Origin of the sequence: uncultured Ferrimonas sp. (genome assembly GCF_947489035.1) — a bacterium.
GTDB lineage: Bacteria > Pseudomonadota > Gammaproteobacteria > Enterobacterales > Shewanellaceae > Ferrimonas.
The window spans coordinates 269,345-285,973 of the sequence record NZ_CANLCI010000001.1 but is presented as its reverse complement, the minus strand read 5'-3'; the positions used below and the strand labels follow the sequence as shown (position 1 = coordinate 285,973).

The following is a 16,629-nucleotide window of genomic DNA, read 5'->3' as shown; positions in this document are numbered from 1 at the left end:
GAAGCCAGTGTAGTGGGTGGTTACTGTTAGATATACGGCGGTTATCCTTAAAGATTGTTTGGTAAAATTAAACAATCGGTGGAAAGAGAGAAACCCAGATGCAAGATCACTTACGGCAGATGATGTTGTTTCAAGCCTTAGTCGAGCGTGGTTCCATTACCGCTGCGGCAGAGCAGTTGCAGCTGTCTAAATCGGTATTAAGCCAACACTTAAAGCAGTTGGAAACCGCCTTAGGAGTGCAGCTGTTGCAGCGTACCACGCGCAGGCAAAACCTGACCCCAGCGGGGCAGGCCTTCTATCAGCGCTGCTGCGACATTCAGCAGCAAGCGCAAGCGGCGTGGCAAGACGCCCAACAACAGCAGCAACAACTCAGTGGATCGGTACGGCTAACGGCACCACAGGCGTTGATAGAGCCGATAGTGCAGCAGGTATTGGCTCCGCTGCTGCAGGCGCACCCACAGTTGCAGCCACAGGTGATCGCCGCCGATGAGCGTTTGGGGATTGTGGATCAACAGTTGGATGTTGCGGTGCGGGTGGGGGCGCTGGCGGACTCCAGCATGAAGCAACGTCGCATCGGCCAGTTTCGCGAGCTGCTGGTGGCGAGTCCAGCGTACCTGCAGCAACGGCCAGCAGTGAGTGAAAGCGCTGCCAGTACCCACCATTACATTGCGAATGCGTGGCAAGGGCGGTTGGTTCAGCATCAGCTGTGGCATCAAGATCACGACACCCAATTAACGCTTAAATTCAGCCCAAGTCGATTGGCCAATAACTTGAGTACGGTGGTGGCGTTGGCCACCGCGGGGGCGGGGTTAGCGTATCTGCCCGAATTTGTGCTGGCGCAGCAGCCACAGCTGCAACCGGCGCTGGCGGGTTACTTTGGCAAGCCGGTGCCGGTGTATGCATTGCACGCCTACCAGCAACCGCCGGCGCGGGTGGCGGCGCTGTTGCAGCAATTGCAGCAGCTGCGGTTGTAGTGGTCAACGGGGCGCTGGCGGCCTCAGCTTAGCGGTTTGGGGCGCTTAACCCATCCAGATAGAGGTTAATGGCGGCGCTGCTGTGCGCCACGGTTAACGGCTGCCCACTGCGGTTGCATTGCATCGATAACGCAAAACCGTGCAAGTAATCCACCAACAGATCGCGGGCGGCTTCTTGTTGGGCGGCGGACAAGTTCAGCGGCGCGAGTGCTTGTTCAAACCGCTGGCAAAACACCTGTGCGGGGCCGCTGTCGGCCATGGAGAGCACCGTTTCCAATAATCCGGGGTAGTCGCTAAGCAGTTGTAAATAGCTGTGGCAAAGTCGCTGGATCTGCAGTCGAAAATCCCTGCCGCTTGGCTGATATAACTGGGTAAATAGTTGCAAACACAGTGCTTGCAGCAACGCCGCTTTGTTGTCGAAGTAGTGATACAGCGCCATGGGATCAACCTCAAGCGCGCGACTGACTTGGCGCAGGCTGGGTACTTTACCCTGCTGCTGGAGCAGTTCAGCGGCGCAGATAATGATTTTTTCTGAGCTTAACTTACTGGCTTGTTGACCTTTTGGTCGACCCCGTTGCGGTGTGGTCATGGGCTACTCTTGAATTACAAAATCTACAGTGTAGAATTTTAATCGATTTCTCCCCTGATGCAACAATTAAGAGGTTTCTATGCGCCAACATGTGTTTATTGCAACCAGCTTGGATGGCCGTATTGCCGATGGTAATAACGGTCTGGATTTCTTGCAGCAAACCCCAAACCCTACTGGCGACGATCTGGGCTATGGCGATTTTATCGCCACCGTGGACGCGATAGTGATGGGGCGCAACACCTATGATGTGGTTGCGGCGATGGACATCGATTGGCCTTACCGTATACCGGTGGTGGTGCTGACTAATCGGCCATTAACGCTCACGGAGGAACAGCAACAGCAGGTGCGACCGTGTTGTGGCAGTGTTGCCGAGGTGATGGCGCAGATGAGCGACTGGGGCTACCACAGTTTGTATATCGACGGTGGCCAAATCGTGCAGCAGTTTTTGGCGGCAGATTGCATTGATAGCCTAACGATTACGCAGATCCCAGTGGTGTTGGGGCAGGGGCCACAGCTGTTTGCTGAACTGACGCAGCCGCTGTGGTGGCAGCTTGAGCACAGCCAAGTGTTGCTGGAACAGCTGGTGCAAACTCGCTACCGACGCCAACGTTAACTCACACGTGCGCCGCTGCCGTTACGCCAAGCTGGCGCTTAAAAGCTGCCACGGCAAAAGGGCGTTTCGCTGTTGTTGTCGAGGCAATATTGCTGTTGCTGGGCGGCGCTGATCTGATGTTGTTGGCACCGCGCTTGGTACTCGGCCAGTGTTTGTTGGCGCTGCAATTGTTCCGTGGCGTAATTGCTTTTGCTTTGGGTGTAACTTTGGTTGGCGCTGGCATAGCTGGCTTGCAGCGTATCGAACTTGCGCTGCAACAACTTAATTTTGGCTTGAATGTGATTACAGCCATCGCTGCATTGCCGTAACCGCTGCTGCTGCTTGAGCAGGCTTTGCTGCTGTTGCTGTAACTGCTGATGCTGATCATTAAGCTGTTGCTGCTGTTGGGTTAACTGCTGATGATGCTGGCGTTGATGATCCACTTGCTGCTGCAAGCTGTTGCTGTCGCGAATGCACTGTTCAATTTGGCTTGAGGTCAGATCTGCGGCCAGCAGAGGCAGAGGGATCAGCGCAGCGGCAAGTAACATGGCTTTCAAGGTGGACTCCAATAATGAATGATTTTTACTCAAACTAACTGGAATCCGCGCCGCTGGCTAGGTGCCATGATGTTGATTTCATGAAAAAAGCCCTCGCTTTTGGCGAGGGCTTTTGTGCTTTTGGGTTGGCGCTTAATTTAATTTAAAGCGCGCCATCTCTTGAGTTAACGCTTCGCTGTCGGCGGTCAGCTCTTGCGCCAGTTGAGTCAGTTGTTGCGATACCTGCTGACTGGCGTGATAGATCTCGCTGATCTTAGCCACGTTATCGCTGACGTCGTTAGCCACCGTTGCTTGTTGGGTGGTGGCGGTGGCGATTTGTTCATTCATGCTGTCGATTTCACGAATGTGGGCAACAATGTCGTTTAAGCCGGTTTGGGCGCTGTTGGCGTGGCTGACACTGCTTTGCGCTTGGGCATTGCCGCTCACGATGGTGCTTACCGCTTTGGCGGCTGAGTTTTGCAGATTGTCGGTCATGGTTTTGATGTCTTGGGTCGCTTCTTTTGAGCGTTGCGCCAAGGTCCGAACCTCATCGGCCACCACCGCAAAGCCACGGCCTGCCTCGCCTGCGCGAGCGGCTTCAATGGCGGCATTCAGCGCCAGCAAATTGGTTTGCTCGGCAATGCCGTTGATCACTTCCAGCACCGCATCAATGCCGCTCACCTCGTGCTCCAACTGATTGATCGCCCCTTCCGCTTGGCTCATGTTGTTCGCCAGTTGGTGGATGGATTCCGTGCTGTGGCCCATTTCGCTGCTGCCCAGCTGACTTTGCTGATTGGCTACCGACGAAACCGTTGCGGTTTTACCGGCATGATCGGCAATCTCTGCCACGGTGGCGCTCATTTCCGCCATCGCCGAGGCGGCCAGTTCCGATTGGCGGTAACCCAGATCCACGTCGTGATTCATCTTGGTGGTTAAGCTGGCAATCTCATTGACGGCATGCGCTTGCACGCTGGCGCTTTGCACCACTTGGTGCAGCAATTGCTGGAACTGCGCCATCATCTCGTTAAAGGCTTGGCTGACTTGGGCCAGCTCATCGGTGCCGTCGTTGGTGATGCGGGTGCTGAGATCCAGCTGGGTGCGGGCTTGGGTCACGCCTCGGTAGAGCGATTGAATGCTGTGATGCAGGTAGCGGCTAATCATTAGGGTGATCAGCAGCACCAAAACGGTGGCCGTAATCATGGTGGTGGCGCTGATCAGCAAGCTTTGTTCGGCGGCGCTCATCTTCGCTTCGGTATCGTTGATCAGCTGATTGCCCAGATCGGTATCAAACCGAGCTAAGAGATCAATGCGAGCGGTTGAGGTGGCAAACCACTGTTCGGCGGATTGCGCTGCCAGTTGCTCTGGCATGGCTTTGAAGGCGACTTGACGGAACTGCTCCACTTGTTGCTGGGCATTCGAGCGCAGCAACTGTTGGTAATCATTGCGTAGGGCTACTGGGGAAAACGCCAAGAAACGCTCTTGGTAGCTGTTCTGTTCAGACACCAAGTTGGCAAACTTGAGGAACATTCCCGGCTTAAATTGCGGGTTGCCGAAGGTGGAACTCAGCACCGCGCGCTCAATGCCAGCGCGCTCTTTCATCTGCAAGTAGGCGGCATAGGCGGCGGCATTGATGGCGATCTGTGGATCGGCGCTTTGCATGGCAATCAGATCTACGACCACCAATAACTGTTGGTTTAGATTGGAGTAGTAGGCCACTTCCTCTTTCACGCTGATCTGCAAGCCATCAATGCGGCGGCGCAGCTTATGCAGCTTATCCAGCTCGGCTTGAATGGTGTCGAGCTGACGATTGAATCGGTTGGGCAGAGGATTGTTGCGCAAGAACCGCTGCAGGTTATCAATTTGCTGATCGACGTTGCTGCGCTGGGCGGGCATTTTTTTCGCAAACTGATTGCCATTCGAGCCAAGAAAACCGGCGCTGGCGCCGCGCTCTTTTTGCAGCTCGTGCACCAGTTGGCTTTGCACTAAGGCCAGCCGTGACAGCTGCACCCCTTGTTGCAGCTGTTGCCGCAGCTCCAATTTATTCAGCAGGTAAACGCCACCCACGGCAAAACAGGCTAAGGCCGTAGGTAAGAATACGATCATCAATTTCGTTTTTAAGGACAGATTTTTGATCCAGTTCATCGTTCACCTTTCGCACTATTGTGCTAGTTGCTTTTTTAATTGGTCTAACCAGATAGAGGGCTGATCATTGAGTAATAGCGGCAAAGGTGCAAATTAGATGAATTAAATTTACGTGATCTGGCTCAATTTCCTGTGAATTATATTCTTGCCTTGGGTCTCATTTTTTGAAAGTGGTTTATTTGCGCCCAAGGTGTCCGTTTTTTATTCAAAAATAACGCTTAAAACGGTCAGTAAATTGACGCTCGCCAATTTATTTTCGTTACGGTAAGGGCATTCAATCTACATATTTAAAAAGGCTTGTGCTGATATTGAACTTGGTTTGATGATGACGACGCAATTCAAATAAAACCAAGAGAAACCGATGACAATAACCACCAAATTACTGCTGCCGCTGTGTGTCTTTGCCAGCATCAGTGTGAGCGCCAGTGAACTGAGCCAACAGCATTTTCCGCCACGGCTGGTATTAACCAATGGCACCGACGCTTGCCTTTCGTCGCAATCCGCGCAGCTGAAAGAGGATGGCCGCTTGCTGAGTCGCAGCTGTCAGCAAAGTCAGGGCGAAAGCGGCATGCAGCAGGTGTTTGTGGCCAGTGGCAACACCTTAAGTAATCAGCAAAACAACCAGCTGTGTTTGGGGGTGAACGCCATCGCCAAAGGGGCGGATCTGATGTTTAAGCACTGCGACGACAGCTCGCCGCTGCAGCAGCTGAATTGGCAACACAGTGGCGAGTTACGCCTGGGCCAATATTGCCTATCCCAGGGGCGACAAAGCTCGGCACAACCCAATCGCATTGAACTGTGGCATTGCGATGGCGGAGCCGATCAACAGTGGCAGGCCGAGGAGGGGGCGGTGTTGTTGGCCAAGCTGGATTACCGCACCTTACCACTGACATACCAGCTGCACTTTGATGCCGATTACGATGGCCAGCAAGACAGCGTGCCCTATTGGCAAACCGACGTGTACGCCCACAACTTCTTTGTCAAAACCTTGCAAGTGACGAAGAACTTCAGTGACGAACGTCGCAGCGCCTTTGCCACCATTTTGCCGCGACTGTTGAAAGTGTGGCGCACCCCCGCGTTTCGCGACATGGTGCTCAGTAATTACAAAATTATTAATAAAGGCGAGGTTACGCCGCAATCGGTGTGGCTTAAGTTTCGGGATAACCTGAAACCGGTTTACGTCAAAGGGGTTGCCAGCAAGGGGGCGAACGGCACCGCCAATGGCAGCTACTTTAGTTTGTCGACGGCGATCTACAGCAACATTGAAACCAACTATCAGCAGCACAGTAAGATCGCCCGCAACATGGCCACCATTACCCACGAACAGAGCCATAACTTAGGCTACGATCACGGCACCAATGTGCCCTACGGCATGAGCGAGTATTTTGCGCCACTTTATGTGCCGGCCAATTGGGACTACCCCGTATACGCCTTGGGACAGCAGCTTGGGGTTACCGCGCAGTTGCAGCAACTGGCGATGACCGTGCCGGATGGCAGCAGCACCGAACCCTTTGTGCTGGCGCCGTAATACAGCGCGGCTAACCTTTAAAACCAACACAGCCCCAACCATGATCCGCTGACGCGGTCGCGCTTGGGGCTGTGTTTTATCGGCGTATCCGGATTGTGCCGCGGTTATAAAAACAGCTTCGCAACCGCAACGCCCAAGGTTAACGCCACATAAAATAATCCAATCACCAGCACCACGCTGATGGCGGCCACAATCGCGACCTGTTCGTGATTGGTGCGTTGCCCAAACCAGTGTTTTATCTTGCTAAACATAGTGTTTTATCTAACCAAATCCGTGGATGGGCACATCATAGCCGAAGTTGCCGCCTTGCACAGCAGCCAGAGGCTGTGGTGCGCTTTAGGTTGGGATTGGGCGAGGGCAAATTAGCGGTGTTGATCGATCAGCAGTGGATTGCCGTCGGGATCAAGCAGTGAAAAACTGCCGGGGCCACGGTTGCTGTCGCCACTTCGGTGCTGAATGACCAGCCCCTGTTGCTCGGCCTGCCGTTGCAGTTGGCGTACATCGGTGAAGGGATCGATCGCTTGCGCGTGCTGATCCCAGCCGGGATTAAAGGTAAGGCAGTTGCGCTCGAACATGCCTTGAAAGAGCCCGATCACATGGGGGCCGTTTTTTATGATCAGCCAGTTTTGGTTGATGTCGCCGCCGAAGACGGCAAAGCCAAGCTTTTGATAAAACGCCAAAGAAGCGCGTATGTCGGTTACGGCCAAGCTGATTGAAAAGGCGCCAAGTTCCATAAGTCTGCTCCTGTTATGAATTAACTAGATAATAGAAGCGATTATTTTGCTGGGACTAGAATGAGCGAAAACAAACGTCTTTGTCTTACATTCGCAATGGGTTACAAACACTTGCGCGACCGTATCAATTAACATATTTTGGCCGCTCTCAGCGGGTACGATGCCGCGTTTGATGGCAGCAGGGTTAGCCTCTGGGTTTTAATTTAAGGAATGAAGATGAACCAATTTATTGATGGCTTTAAAAAGTTTGCTGATTTTTCCAGTCGAGCACGACGTAAAGATTACTGGATGTTTTACCTGTTTTATTTCATTACCTATGTCGTTTTGGCTCTGGTAGATATGATGCTTGGTAGCATCATTCTCACTTCAGTCTTTGCCTTACTGACGCTGATCCCAGGCATCAGCCTTGGTGTTCGTCGCTTGCACGATACTGGGCGCAGTGGCTGGTGGATGCTGCTGTTTTTAGTGCCGCTGATCGGCGCACTGGTGTTGCTGGTGTTCTTCTGTTTCGACAGCCAAGGTGATAACGAGTATGGGCCGAACCCTAAGGCAGCCACAGCGGCCTAATGGCGGTTAGCACGGCGAAACGGCGCAGCATTTGCTGCGCCGTTTTTGTGTTTCCCCTTTGGCCAGAGTCGTGATTGGCGGTGACCGTGATTGGGGGCGCTTAGCCAGCCACCTTGGTTAGGGGCGCTCGCACCTTGCCGGACTTCAGTTGTTGCAATACTTGCTCGCGGGGGCCGTCGGTTACGATGCGGCCTCTGTCCATCACCACAATCCGATCGGCGACATCCAGCATGCCGATTTTGTGGGTGATCAGCACCAACGTTTGCTCGGGATCCAGCTGCGCCAACTGCTGTTTGATCGCCGCTTCGCTGCGGTTGTCCATGGCACTGGTGGGTTCATCCATCAGCAAAATGGGCGGATCCGTTAGCAACGCCCGAGCGATGGCAATGGCTTGGCGTTGACCCCCCGAGAGCTGCTGTCCGCCTTCACCCACTTGCCGATCGAGCCCGGCGGGATCCAGATTTGAAAATTCGGTAACCCCGGCCCGTTTGGCGGCGCGTAAGATGCTGCGGTCGTCGGCGTGGGGGCGCCCTAAAATGATGTTGTCGCGAATGGAGCCATAAAACAGGCCGGGATCTTGCGGCACGCTGGCGACATTACGGCGCAGATCGTCAGGGTGCAGCTGGGAAATATCACTGCCGTCGAGACGAATGGCGCCACTGCTGGGTTGATACAGCCCCAGCAGCAATCGCTCAATGGTGGTTTTTCCCGATCCAATGCGGCCGATCACGGCCACCTTTTCCCCCGCTTTAATGCTGAAACTCAGTTGTTTTACCGCCAAGCTGTCGCTGCCAGGGTAGGCCATTGAAACGTCATCGAAATCGACATTGCCTTGCAGCACGGGCCGATGCAGATAGCGCTTTTTGTCTGGTTGCTCGTCGGGCATCGCCATCAGCTGCTGCAAAATGGCGTACGCGCCTTTGGCTTGGTTGTAGCGCATCGATAGCATCGACAACTGCAACAGCGGCCCAATCGCTTTGCCGCTGATCATCGACGCCGCAATCAAGCCACCCATGGTCAGATCCCCTTGGGCGATGAGGTACACCCCCAAAATGATCATCGCAATCGACGCCAGTTGCTGGCCGCTGCTGGCGCTGTTTTGCACCCAATCGGTCAGTCGTTTGGTTTTCAGGCTCCAGTGGCTCATGTGCGCGACCGCTTGCTCCCACTTAAATTGTACCTGCCCTTGGGCGCTGAAGCGTTTTAAGGTTTCCAAGCCGGTTAACGATTCAATTAAGGTGGCGTGCTTTTGGCTGGACAGCTTCGAGCCTTGCTCAATGCTGTCGCGCAGCTTGCGTTGGATCAGCACGCTTTGCAGCAGCAGGGCGGTAACCACCACAATCGGCACCAGCACCAGCGGCCCCGCCATCATCCAGATCACCACTAAAAACAGCAGCGCAAAGGGCACATCAATCAACGCGACGATGGTGGCCGAAGTGAGAAAATCGCGGATCGACTCAAATTCTTGCATGTGGCGGGCAAAGGCACCAACCGACGGCGGCTTGGATTCCATTCGCATCCCCATCACCTTGCTGAAGATCTTGGCCGACAGCAGCAGATCGGATTTTTTGCCCGCCAGATCGACAAAGTGAGTGCGTAACATCTTGATGCCCAGATCGAACAGCAGCACCACAATCACGCCGCTGGACAACACCCACAGCGATTCGAAGGCCAAATTGGGCACCACTTTGTCGTACACCAAGCGGGTGAACATCGGCACCGCTAACGCAAACAGGTTGATCAAGATCGAAGCGATCAGCACATCGCGGTAGATGCTGTGGGAGCGGCGCAGGGTTGACCAAAACCAGTGGCCGCTGTGATCCTCAATGTCGGCGCTGCGCTCGTCGTGTTGAAACAGCTTTTTAAACAGATACAGATCGCCGCGGTAGTGTTGCTGCCAATCGTCTAGGCTAACCCAGCGCTGATTCAGATCCGTTTCGGGTTCGACAATCAGCAACTGTTGCCGTTGTTCGTCAAAGCTCAAGGCGATGCAGGCGCTGCCGTCGTGCAGCAACATCATCGCCGGCAGCACTTGGTCGGGGATCTGCGCTAATTCATATTGGCTTTGGCGGCAGCTTAAGCCAGCGCGCTCGGCCGCTTTGTGCAGCAAGGCTTCCGTTAGGCGGCCATCTTGCAGTGGCAAACCGGAACGCAGGGCGTCGGGGGAATTCGCCAAACCGTGCTGACGCGAGAGGTACACCAAACATTGCATGATGGGATCGATCATAGGGTTTGTACCTCTTGCCAAGTTTGCGACACCAGCCCCTGTACGCCATCAACGTGCAGGTGGGTAAATAGGCTGAGCTGCTCGGAATCTTGAATGTTGGTGGCGATGGTTTTTAAATTGAAGTTGTGGGCGGTGCGGCACAGCGAGATCAACAACCCACGTTGGTTTTCATTGTCGATCTCTTGGCTGTAGAGCATGTCTAATTTGACGTAACGCGGCGGCGGCAGCTCAGCCAGATATTGGATGTCGGTTAAGTAGCGGCCAAAGTTATCAATGCCAAAGCCAAACCCTGCGCTGTCGATGATGTCGCAAGCCAGCACCGCTTGATCTCGTTGGCGATACAGCGCCGCTTCGGAGATCTCGAAAATCATCTTGCCTTGCAGGTGTTGGTGGCTCTTCATGGTGCGCTGCAACCAACGCATAAAGCCGCTGTCGGCCAAGCTGGAAACGCACAGGTTAATCGCCAGCGGCTGCAGATCTTCCTGTTCAATCTTCTCTATCGCTTGTTCAATTACGTAGCGATCGAAGGCACAGGTTTGGCCTAGGCTTTCCAGCGCGGGCAAAAAGGCGTTGGCGGCGAAGAATTGACCACCGTGGTTGAGTTTGCAGAACAATTCGTAGTGCTGCAGTTCGCCGTCGAGGGTGATGCAGGCTTGGCGGTTAAATTCGATGGTGCGCTTTTGGATTGCCTGTTCTACCTGTTTCAGCCACTGCTTGCGCCCTAAGGTGGCTTGCTGTTGTTGATGCAGCTGCACATGCGCTTGCCCAGCAGGGTGCTCTTGCGCCTCTAACAGCAGCTTATCAACGCGGGTGAACATGTCGCTGCGGTGGCTGGGTTTTTGGCTATAGAGCATGGCAACGGTTGCATTGCCTTGGCTGAGCCCCAGAGGATCAACGCCAATCTCATTGAGCAACTGGCTAAGCCGCTGGGATACCGGTTCCAACTCATCTTGGTTCAGTTCGGTAACCAACAAAATCAGCTCGGTTGTGGTTAAGCGGGCCAGGGTCGAGGCGGTGTTTTGCGGCAGCAGATCTTGCATCTGTTGTTGCAGCTGCTGCACCGTTAATTGGTATTGCTCGGGATCGTTGCTGATCTCGGTGAGCAGCGGCACCGTTAGCAAGGCGAGGGCGCCAGGGGTACCTTGATGGCACCATTGGTCAATCTGCGCTTCAATCAATTCGCGGTTGCCAATGCCCGTCAGCGGATCGGTGTACAGATCGTGTTTCAGCCGCTGCGCCTCTTCGGCTTGTTCGTTAAAGAGCTTATTAAAGTGCTCGGCAACGATGGTGAACGCTTGCTGTACTTGGGCAAATTCGGTGGTGCTGGCCCCTTGCTCCGATGGGGGCAAAGGCCGGTGTTGGCTGATGGCGTTGCTTTGGGCGCAAATGGTGGCCAGAGGCTTGGTTAAACGCCGCAATTGCAGTGCCAGCAGGCCGGCACACAGCAACATCACCGCCAACATCACGGCCACCACATTAAGCATCGATTGCCATAAGTTCTGATAAGCCAAGCCGGGATCGCCGGTTAGGCTAAAGTTGGCCAAAGGGCGCCATTGCAGCTCGATCTGTTGGGTAACGGTGATGGCCTCAAACAGCGGCAGTTGTTGGAACCACAGGGGCACCTTGGCTTGATTGGCTCCACTTTGCTGCTGCCAAATGCTGCTGCCATCGGGGGCGGTGATCTGCAACGATTGAAACTGGCCGGAATCAAAGTAGGCGGTTAAGGTGGCGTCGAGCCGCGCTTGATCCCCAAGTTGGATCAGCGGTTTCACGCTGAGGGCGATGCTGTTAAGGCTAGAGAACAGTTGCAGCTGCTGTTGCTGCATAATGAACTGCCGCTGGCTACTGAGCTGGGCAAAGGCCATCAGCAGAGTCATCACCAACAAGCTGCCAACGAAGAGGGATAGCAACTGGCGAAATAGGCTCATTGTTGGTTTCCTAATTGGGGCTGGGGGAGAGGAGTAAAGGGTAAATCCAGCAAGGGCTGCTTGGGTTGGCGCCGTTGCTGCACCTTTTGCCACAGGCTGAAGTCGTTAATGTCGCCCACGCTCTGCTGGTCGTAACGGTTTACGTTCAGCCATAACTGGGCGGCGTTAAAGCTGAATACGGGGATCAGATCCGGGCGCTGATCCGCCGGTAAAATATTGGGGTTCAAATTATCCAACAGCAGCGGTACCGCTTGTTGCTTGGGGTAGTAGGCCAACACCACATGGTATTGCTGCTGTTGCTGGGCTTTTACATAGGCCAGCCGCAGCTGCTTAGGGTTAAACCCCAATTGCAGCAAGGCATGAAACTTCGCGATGCTGAAGTCTTCGCAATCGCCGCCACCGGCACCAATAAATTCCGCATTGCTGGCCCAATAATCGGTTTGGCCCCACAGCTGTTGATCGGTCACTTGCGCCATGCTGTTGGCTAAACGATTTACCGCCTGCAGCTGCTGCGCTGGTGGCAGCGATTGCATGGCCGTTAGCGCTTGCTGCCACTGTTGCAGCCGCTGTTGAGCTGCTAGGCCATAGCGGCTCACCACTTGTTCCGTGAGCGAGTCGGCGGCCGCTGCTGTGGTGCTGGCAACAGTGATGGCCATCAGCAGCGCCTTACAACCTATCCACACTGTAGATATGCCAACGCATGACCGATTGAGTCACTTTACTGTGGTAGCGGATCTCAACACGGCGATTATGGCTATGGGCGAGTTCCTGTTCCCCTTGGTATTTCAATTCTCGTTCACCACGGTAATCATCGCTAATGCGGTTGCTGGCGATCCCCGCTTGGCGTAAAGCCTGCTCGACCGCTTGCACCCGTCGCTGCGACAGCGCCAAATTGTATTGATCGCTGGCGGTAGAGCTGGTGTGCCCCACAAGGGTAACCATCATCGCCGGATCGTTTTTTAACTTGCGGATGGCGGTGCGGATTGTGGCTTGCTGGTTGGGGCGGATCACGTCTTGATCGTTATCAAACAGAATCACGGCTGGGGTTAAGGTGGTGCGGGTGAGGGCACTGGGGCACCCTTCGTTGCTGACTTGGGCGCCGGACAGGGTGCTGGCGCAGTTGTCCCGCTGGTTGATCACGCCATCGCCATCCATATCCAGCAAATCGTAACGCTGTTGAGCGAGCGGTGGTGGTTGTGCCTGCCAGCTGCAACCGTTGAGGCTGGTGAGCAGTAGCAGCCCAAGGGCATAACTAAGACGATGTGGCATGGTTATCTCCTGCTTTGCTGCCAAGGTTCAGGGACCGTTACGCGCAGGGCATCTAACAACACCCCACTGGCGTTCAGCACTCGGTATTTGGCTTCAATTTCGGCGTATTCCGCATCGAGGTAAGCGACGCGGGCATCAAACAGTTCATTTTCGGTATTGAGCAGATCCAGCAAGGTGCGTTTGCCAATATCAAACTGCTTGGTGTAGGCCTGCGCGGTTTGGTGGGCGGCTTCCACGTGGCCTTGCAAATAGCCCAATTGTCGATGGGTAAATTGCCACGCGTTCCAAGCGAGACGAGTGCCTTCATCAAGCTGGCGAATGCTGTCGTCGCGAATGTCTTTGGCAACGGCCATCTGGTAGGCCAAGCGCTTTACTTCGGCGTGATTGGCAAAGCCGTTAAACAGATTGAACCGCAGCCGCAGCATCACACTGAAATCCTCTTGATCCCCTAAACGGCCACCGGTTTCCTCTTCCCACGTTTGCTTTACGTCGAGGTAGAGTTCGGGGTAGAAGTTGCTTTTGGCAACCTCGCGCTCGGCGCTGGCGGCATCAATGTCTGCGCTGGCCAGTTTGATGGTGGGGTTGGTGGCGCGGGCAGTGCCAATGGCTTCGTCTAAGGTGCTGGGCAGGTAGTTGGCGTCGACTTCCGGCCGGATCTGCCCGCTGGGCAGTTGGTTAACCACTCGCAGGTATTCCTCTTTGGCGTCTTGCCAGTTGTTTTCGGCGGCCAATAAGTTGCTGTTGGCTTGGGCTAAGCGGGCGCTTATCTGGGAAAGATCGGCGCTGGTGCCAATGCCTTGTTCTGTGCGGCGGTTGATGTCGTGGTAGATCTGTTGGTGGCGATCGCGGTTGCCGCGTGAAAGGCGATAGATCTGCTCGGTACGCAGCAGGGCTAAGTACACTTCGGCAACGCGCAGGGCCAGATCTTCGGCATCAGACAACAGCTTAAAGCGCTGAGCTTCCGCTTCAGCGCGGGTGCGGTTGACGTTTTCGCTGATCTCAAACCCCTGAAACAGAAACTGGCGCAGGGTTAGCGACACATCCCAAGGATCGTACTCGTCGTTGCCGGTGAGCTTATTGGTGTCGTTGTCGATCTTTTGATACCCCGCGCCCGCATCCAGATCGAGGCTGGGTTGATAGCCGCTGTAGGCTTCGCGGATCTCTTGATTGCGGCTTTGCAGTTGGTTGAATTCGCGCATGATCAGTGGGTTGCTGCTGATGGTATGGGCAACTTCCTGTTCTAAGGTGCGGGTACTTGCTGCGGCTAAGCCGTTAGCCAAGCTGGCACTTACGGTGAGTGCCACCCAAAGGGCGATCCTTGTCATCATGGCAAGTCCTTTTGTTAAAGTTCGCGCAGGGCGGTATGCGACGCAACCCGCACCGGTTTGGTGATGTAATCCAGCACCGTGCGTTTGCCGCTGATGATGTCAACCGAAGCGGTCATGCCGGGAATAATGGCGAACTGTTGGTTGTTGCCAATAAAGTTGGCGTCGGTGCGAATTCGGACCAGATAAAAGGCGTTGCCCTCTTCATCCACGATGGTGTCGGCGCTGATGTGTTCAAGCTGGCCTTGCAGGCCGCCGTAGCGGGTAAAATCGTAGGCGCTGAACTTGACGATGGAATCCAAGCCTGGCCGTAAAAAGGCGATGTCTTGCGGAGCGATTTTGGCTTCAATTAGCAGCTTATCGTCGCTGGGGACGATCTCGACCAGATCGGCGCCGGGCTGAATTACGCCGCCGACGGTGTTGATGTGAATTTTCTGCACGATGCCTGAAACCGGCGATTGCACCTGGGTTCGCTGCACTTTGTCGGCCAAATCGATGCGCCGTTCATCCATGGCAGCCAATTCCCCTTGCACTTGGTTTAGCTCGGTCTGTTTGTCGCTGCGAAACGCGCTGATCGCTTCGTTGCGACGAAACACCGCTTCGTTGGTGCCGGATTTCAGCCCCGGCAGCTGCAGTTCAACGGTTTTCAGCTCCCGCAGGGTGTCGTTGGTTTGCCGCTCTAGCTTGAGGATCTCAACTTGAGACACCACCCCTTCATCGGCTAAAGGCCGAGTGAGATCGTATTCACTTTTGGCTAAGCGATAGCTTTGGCGCAGGTTGGTGAGTCGTGCTTGAGCCTCTAAGTATTCTTGCTTGCGCTGGTTGATTTGCTGTTCCAGCTGGCGCACTTGGTTGCGAATGTTGTTGATGCTTTCGTTATAGCCCGCCTGCTGGCGCGCCACCATCGCTTGTTTGCTGCTTGGCCAATCGCTGGGGAAGGTTAGGGCTTTGGGGCGGATCACGATGTTGTCGCTGCTGCTGATCGATACGGTGTTGAGCTCGGCTTGCAGGCGCACGGCTTGGGCGCGCAGATCCAGTTGCTGTTGCTCTCGTTCACGGAAATCCGCTTGAAAACGGGTGTCGTCGATCACCATCAGCAGTTGACCGGCGCTGACCACTTCGCCCTCTTTGATCAGCAGCTGATCCAGCAAGCCACCTTCGAGGTTTTGCACCACCTGCATCTGCGAAGAGGGGATCACCTTGCCTTCGCCCGAGGTAACGGTATCCAGCTCGCTGAGGCTGGCCCAGATCACCGCGCATAGCAGAAACAGTACAATGGACCACATCAGGTAGCGGCCCGCCTTGGGGGATTCAATCAATAAGGCCATCTGGGCGTCGTTGATGAAATTGGCATCGTCCTTTTTGGGGCCGATAGGAGGGGAACTGTTGCTCATGAGCTCTCGTCCGTGAGGATTCATGAGCAAAGTGTAGAGCAAGAAAAAAGCCTTGGTGTTTCTGTTACTAAGGGCGGCTGGTTCGCTTACTACAGCAGTGGGATCTGGCCACTGGGATCGGCGTGGGTGCCGAGTTGATCTTGGCGCATCAGTTCGGTGGCACCGGGCAAGGCATCGAGTTGCTGCTTCAACAGGGCAAATTTATCGCCATCGGCTTGGGCACCGGCAAAGCGGCGTTGGGCTTGCAAGGCTGCGGTGGCGATGCTGCTGTCGAGCATGAACGGATCAACGACCAGTTCATCGGGTTGGCTGAACTGTTGCAGCATGGGCTCGAATAAGCCGTGGGGCATGGCGTGCTCGGCTGCTAAGGGCAGTTCAAACAGCTGCTGTTGTTGGCGCCAATGGGCGGGTGGCCGTCCTTTACGAAAATGCAGCAGATAGCGTTGCGTGCAGTTGCCACGGCGGTTTTTGAGTTGCGCGACTCGCAGTGGCCCTAAGCGAAAGCCGGCCGCTTGGGCCATCAGTTGCAACGGCCCAATCTGCCCCGCATTGCACAAGGCAAAGCATTCCCGATCCAGCTGCATCACTCGGTACAGTTCGCTAAAAATACTGGCAAAACCGTGGTTTGGGCACAGCTCTAGCCAAGCGTTGTGGGCCGAGCCGGGATTGTGGCTGCGTAACGACGCCAATGGCTGGTTATTGTCGGCCAAACAAAACGCCGCCAGAGCGACCGATTGCTGGCCAAGGGTTGATAACCAGTGTGGTGCGGTTTGTTGACGGATCTGAAAGGTAGACATAAGCCAAGGTGTATGGATATACAGTTC

General features: G+C 54.8%; 16 protein-coding genes. 4 read left to right on the top strand and 12 right to left on the bottom strand.

The annotated features are described in order from the left end of the window. Positions 1 to 98: 98 nt before the first annotated feature. On the top strand, positions 99 to 974 hold the full coding sequence (locus Q0796_RS01200; protein ID WP_298439408.1) for a LysR family transcriptional regulator: 876 nt from the start codon (positions 99 to 101) through the stop codon (positions 972 to 974). A gap of 28 nt (positions 975 to 1,002) precedes the next feature. Here the strand turns inward: Q0796_RS01200 and Q0796_RS01195 are convergent, their stop codons facing one another. Further along, on the bottom strand, positions 1,003 to 1,563 hold the full coding sequence (locus Q0796_RS01195) for a TetR/AcrR family transcriptional regulator (RefSeq protein ID WP_298439406.1): 561 nt from the start codon (positions 1,561 to 1,563) through the stop codon (positions 1,003 to 1,005). Between the two features lie 79 nt (positions 1,564 to 1,642). Here Q0796_RS01195 and Q0796_RS01190 point away from each other — a divergent pair, with 79 nt between their 5' ends. Next, positions 1,643 to 2,176, top strand: coding sequence for a dihydrofolate reductase (locus Q0796_RS01190; RefSeq protein ID WP_298439404.1), 534 nt, complete (start codon positions 1,643 to 1,645; stop codon positions 2,174 to 2,176). A 38-nt stretch (positions 2,177 to 2,214) separates the two neighbouring features. On the opposite strand, the gene Q0796_RS01185 is transcribed toward Q0796_RS01190, so the two are convergent. Then, complete coding sequence (locus Q0796_RS01185) at positions 2,215 to 2,712, bottom strand: hypothetical protein (RefSeq protein WP_298439403.1); 498 nt, start codon at positions 2,710 to 2,712, stop codon at positions 2,215 to 2,217. Between the two features lie 132 nt (positions 2,713 to 2,844). Next, positions 2,845 to 4,794: a methyl-accepting chemotaxis protein gene (locus Q0796_RS01180; RefSeq protein ID WP_298439401.1), complete on the bottom strand. Its 1,950-nt coding sequence runs from the start codon at positions 4,792 to 4,794 to the stop codon at positions 2,845 to 2,847. Positions 4,795 to 5,194: 400 nt separating this feature from the next. Here Q0796_RS01180 and Q0796_RS01175 point away from each other — a divergent pair, with 400 nt between their 5' ends. Next, the gene (locus tag Q0796_RS01175) at positions 5,195 to 6,361 is read left to right on the top strand and encodes a ricin-type beta-trefoil lectin domain protein (protein WP_298439399.1); all 1,167 of its coding nucleotides are present in this window, start codon (positions 5,195 to 5,197) and stop codon (positions 6,359 to 6,361) included. 104 nt (positions 6,362 to 6,465) lie between these two features. On the opposite strand, the gene Q0796_RS01170 is transcribed toward Q0796_RS01175, so the two are convergent. Next, positions 6,466 to 6,612 (bottom strand): hypothetical protein, encoded by a 147-nt coding sequence (locus Q0796_RS01170; RefSeq protein ID WP_298439397.1) that lies wholly within the window; start codon positions 6,610 to 6,612, stop codon positions 6,466 to 6,468. Positions 6,613 to 6,723: 111 nt separating this feature from the next. After that, a complete protein-coding gene (locus Q0796_RS01165) occupies positions 6,724 to 7,095 on the bottom strand; it encodes a VOC family protein (protein ID WP_298439395.1) in 372 nt (123 codons plus the stop codon). A gap of 216 nt (positions 7,096 to 7,311) precedes the next feature. Here Q0796_RS01165 and Q0796_RS01160 point away from each other — a divergent pair, with 216 nt between their 5' ends. Next, positions 7,312 to 7,662: a DUF805 domain-containing protein gene (locus Q0796_RS01160; protein ID WP_298439393.1), complete on the top strand. Its 351-nt coding sequence runs from the start codon at positions 7,312 to 7,314 to the stop codon at positions 7,660 to 7,662. A 100-nt stretch (positions 7,663 to 7,762) separates the two neighbouring features. Here the strand turns inward: Q0796_RS01160 and Q0796_RS01155 are convergent, their stop codons facing one another. From Q0796_RS01155 to Q0796_RS01125, 7 genes are all read right to left on the bottom strand, one after another. Beyond that, the gene (locus Q0796_RS01155) at positions 7,763 to 9,889 is read right to left on the bottom strand and encodes a type I secretion system permease/ATPase (protein WP_298439391.1); all 2,127 of its coding nucleotides are present in this window, start codon (positions 9,887 to 9,889) and stop codon (positions 7,763 to 7,765) included. Next, on the bottom strand, positions 9,886 to 11,817 hold the full coding sequence (locus Q0796_RS01150; protein WP_298439389.1) for an EAL domain-containing protein: 1,932 nt from the start codon (positions 11,815 to 11,817) through the stop codon (positions 9,886 to 9,888). Before Q0796_RS01150 ends, Q0796_RS01155 begins: the two co-directional genes overlap by 4 nt. Next, positions 11,814 to 12,473 carry a transglutaminase-like cysteine peptidase gene (locus Q0796_RS01145; RefSeq protein WP_298439387.1) on the bottom strand — a complete coding sequence of 220 codons (660 nt, stop codon included), beginning with the start codon at positions 12,471 to 12,473 and terminating at the stop codon, positions 11,814 to 11,816. The genes Q0796_RS01150 and Q0796_RS01145 overlap by 4 nt, the downstream gene beginning before the upstream one ends. A 10-nt stretch (positions 12,474 to 12,483) precedes the next feature. Then, positions 12,484 to 13,086, bottom strand: a complete 603-nt coding sequence (locus tag Q0796_RS01140) for an OmpA family protein (protein WP_298439385.1) — start codon at positions 13,084 to 13,086, stop codon at positions 12,484 to 12,486. Positions 13,087 to 13,088: 2 nt separating this feature from the next. Beyond that, entirely contained in the window at positions 13,089 to 14,414 is a 1,326-nt protein-coding gene (locus Q0796_RS01135; protein ID WP_298439383.1) for a TolC family outer membrane protein, read from the bottom strand. A gap of 14 nt (positions 14,415 to 14,428) precedes the next feature. Beyond that, a complete protein-coding gene (locus Q0796_RS01130) occupies positions 14,429 to 15,805 on the bottom strand; it encodes an HlyD family type I secretion periplasmic adaptor subunit (RefSeq protein WP_298439381.1) in 1,377 nt (458 codons plus the stop codon). An 89-nt stretch (positions 15,806 to 15,894) separates the two neighbouring features. Further along, positions 15,895 to 16,602, bottom strand: coding sequence for a hypothetical protein (locus Q0796_RS01125; protein WP_298439378.1), 708 nt, complete (start codon positions 16,600 to 16,602; stop codon positions 15,895 to 15,897). Positions 16,603 to 16,629: the final 27 nt, after the last annotated feature.

Excerpts from the sequence above, each read along its gene's own strand:
- Q0796_RS01180 (WP_298439401.1), bottom strand. The coding sequence starts at position 4,794 with ATGATCGTATTCTTACCTACGGCCTTAGCCTGTTTTGCCGTGGGTGGC.
- Q0796_RS01155 (WP_298439391.1), bottom strand. The coding sequence starts at position 9,889 with ATGATCGATCCCATCATGCAATGTTTGGTGTACCTCTCGCGTCAGCAC.
- Q0796_RS01175 (WP_298439399.1), top strand. The coding sequence starts at position 5,195 with ATGACAATAACCACCAAATTACTGCTGCCGCTGTGTGTCTTTGCCAGC.
- Q0796_RS01165 (WP_298439395.1), bottom strand. The coding sequence starts at position 7,095 with ATGGAACTTGGCGCCTTTTCAATCAGCTTGGCCGTAACCGACATACGC.
- Q0796_RS01130 (WP_298439381.1), bottom strand. The coding sequence starts at position 15,805 with ATGAGCAACAGTTCCCCTCCTATCGGCCCCAAAAAGGACGATGCCAAT.
- Q0796_RS01170 (WP_298439397.1), bottom strand. The coding sequence starts at position 6,612 with ATGTTTAGCAAGATAAAACACTGGTTTGGGCAACGCACCAATCACGAA.
- Q0796_RS01125 (WP_298439378.1), bottom strand. The coding sequence starts at position 16,602 with ATGTCTACCTTTCAGATCCGTCAACAAACCGCACCACACTGGTTATCA.
- Q0796_RS01195 (WP_298439406.1), bottom strand. The coding sequence starts at position 1,563 with ATGACCACACCGCAACGGGGTCGACCAAAAGGTCAACAAGCCAGTAAG.
- Q0796_RS01160 (WP_298439393.1), top strand. The coding sequence starts at position 7,312 with ATGAACCAATTTATTGATGGCTTTAAAAAGTTTGCTGATTTTTCCAGT.
- Q0796_RS01145 (WP_298439387.1), bottom strand. The coding sequence starts at position 12,473 with ATGGCCATCACTGTTGCCAGCACCACAGCAGCGGCCGCCGACTCGCTC.
- Q0796_RS01135 (WP_298439383.1), bottom strand. The coding sequence starts at position 14,414 with ATGATGACAAGGATCGCCCTTTGGGTGGCACTCACCGTAAGTGCCAGC.
- Q0796_RS01150 (WP_298439389.1), bottom strand. The coding sequence starts at position 11,817 with ATGAGCCTATTTCGCCAGTTGCTATCCCTCTTCGTTGGCAGCTTGTTG.
- Q0796_RS01200 (WP_298439408.1), top strand. The coding sequence starts at position 99 with ATGCAAGATCACTTACGGCAGATGATGTTGTTTCAAGCCTTAGTCGAG.
- Q0796_RS01140 (WP_298439385.1), bottom strand. The coding sequence starts at position 13,086 with ATGCCACATCGTCTTAGTTATGCCCTTGGGCTGCTACTGCTCACCAGC.
- Q0796_RS01190 (WP_298439404.1), top strand. The coding sequence starts at position 1,643 with ATGCGCCAACATGTGTTTATTGCAACCAGCTTGGATGGCCGTATTGCC.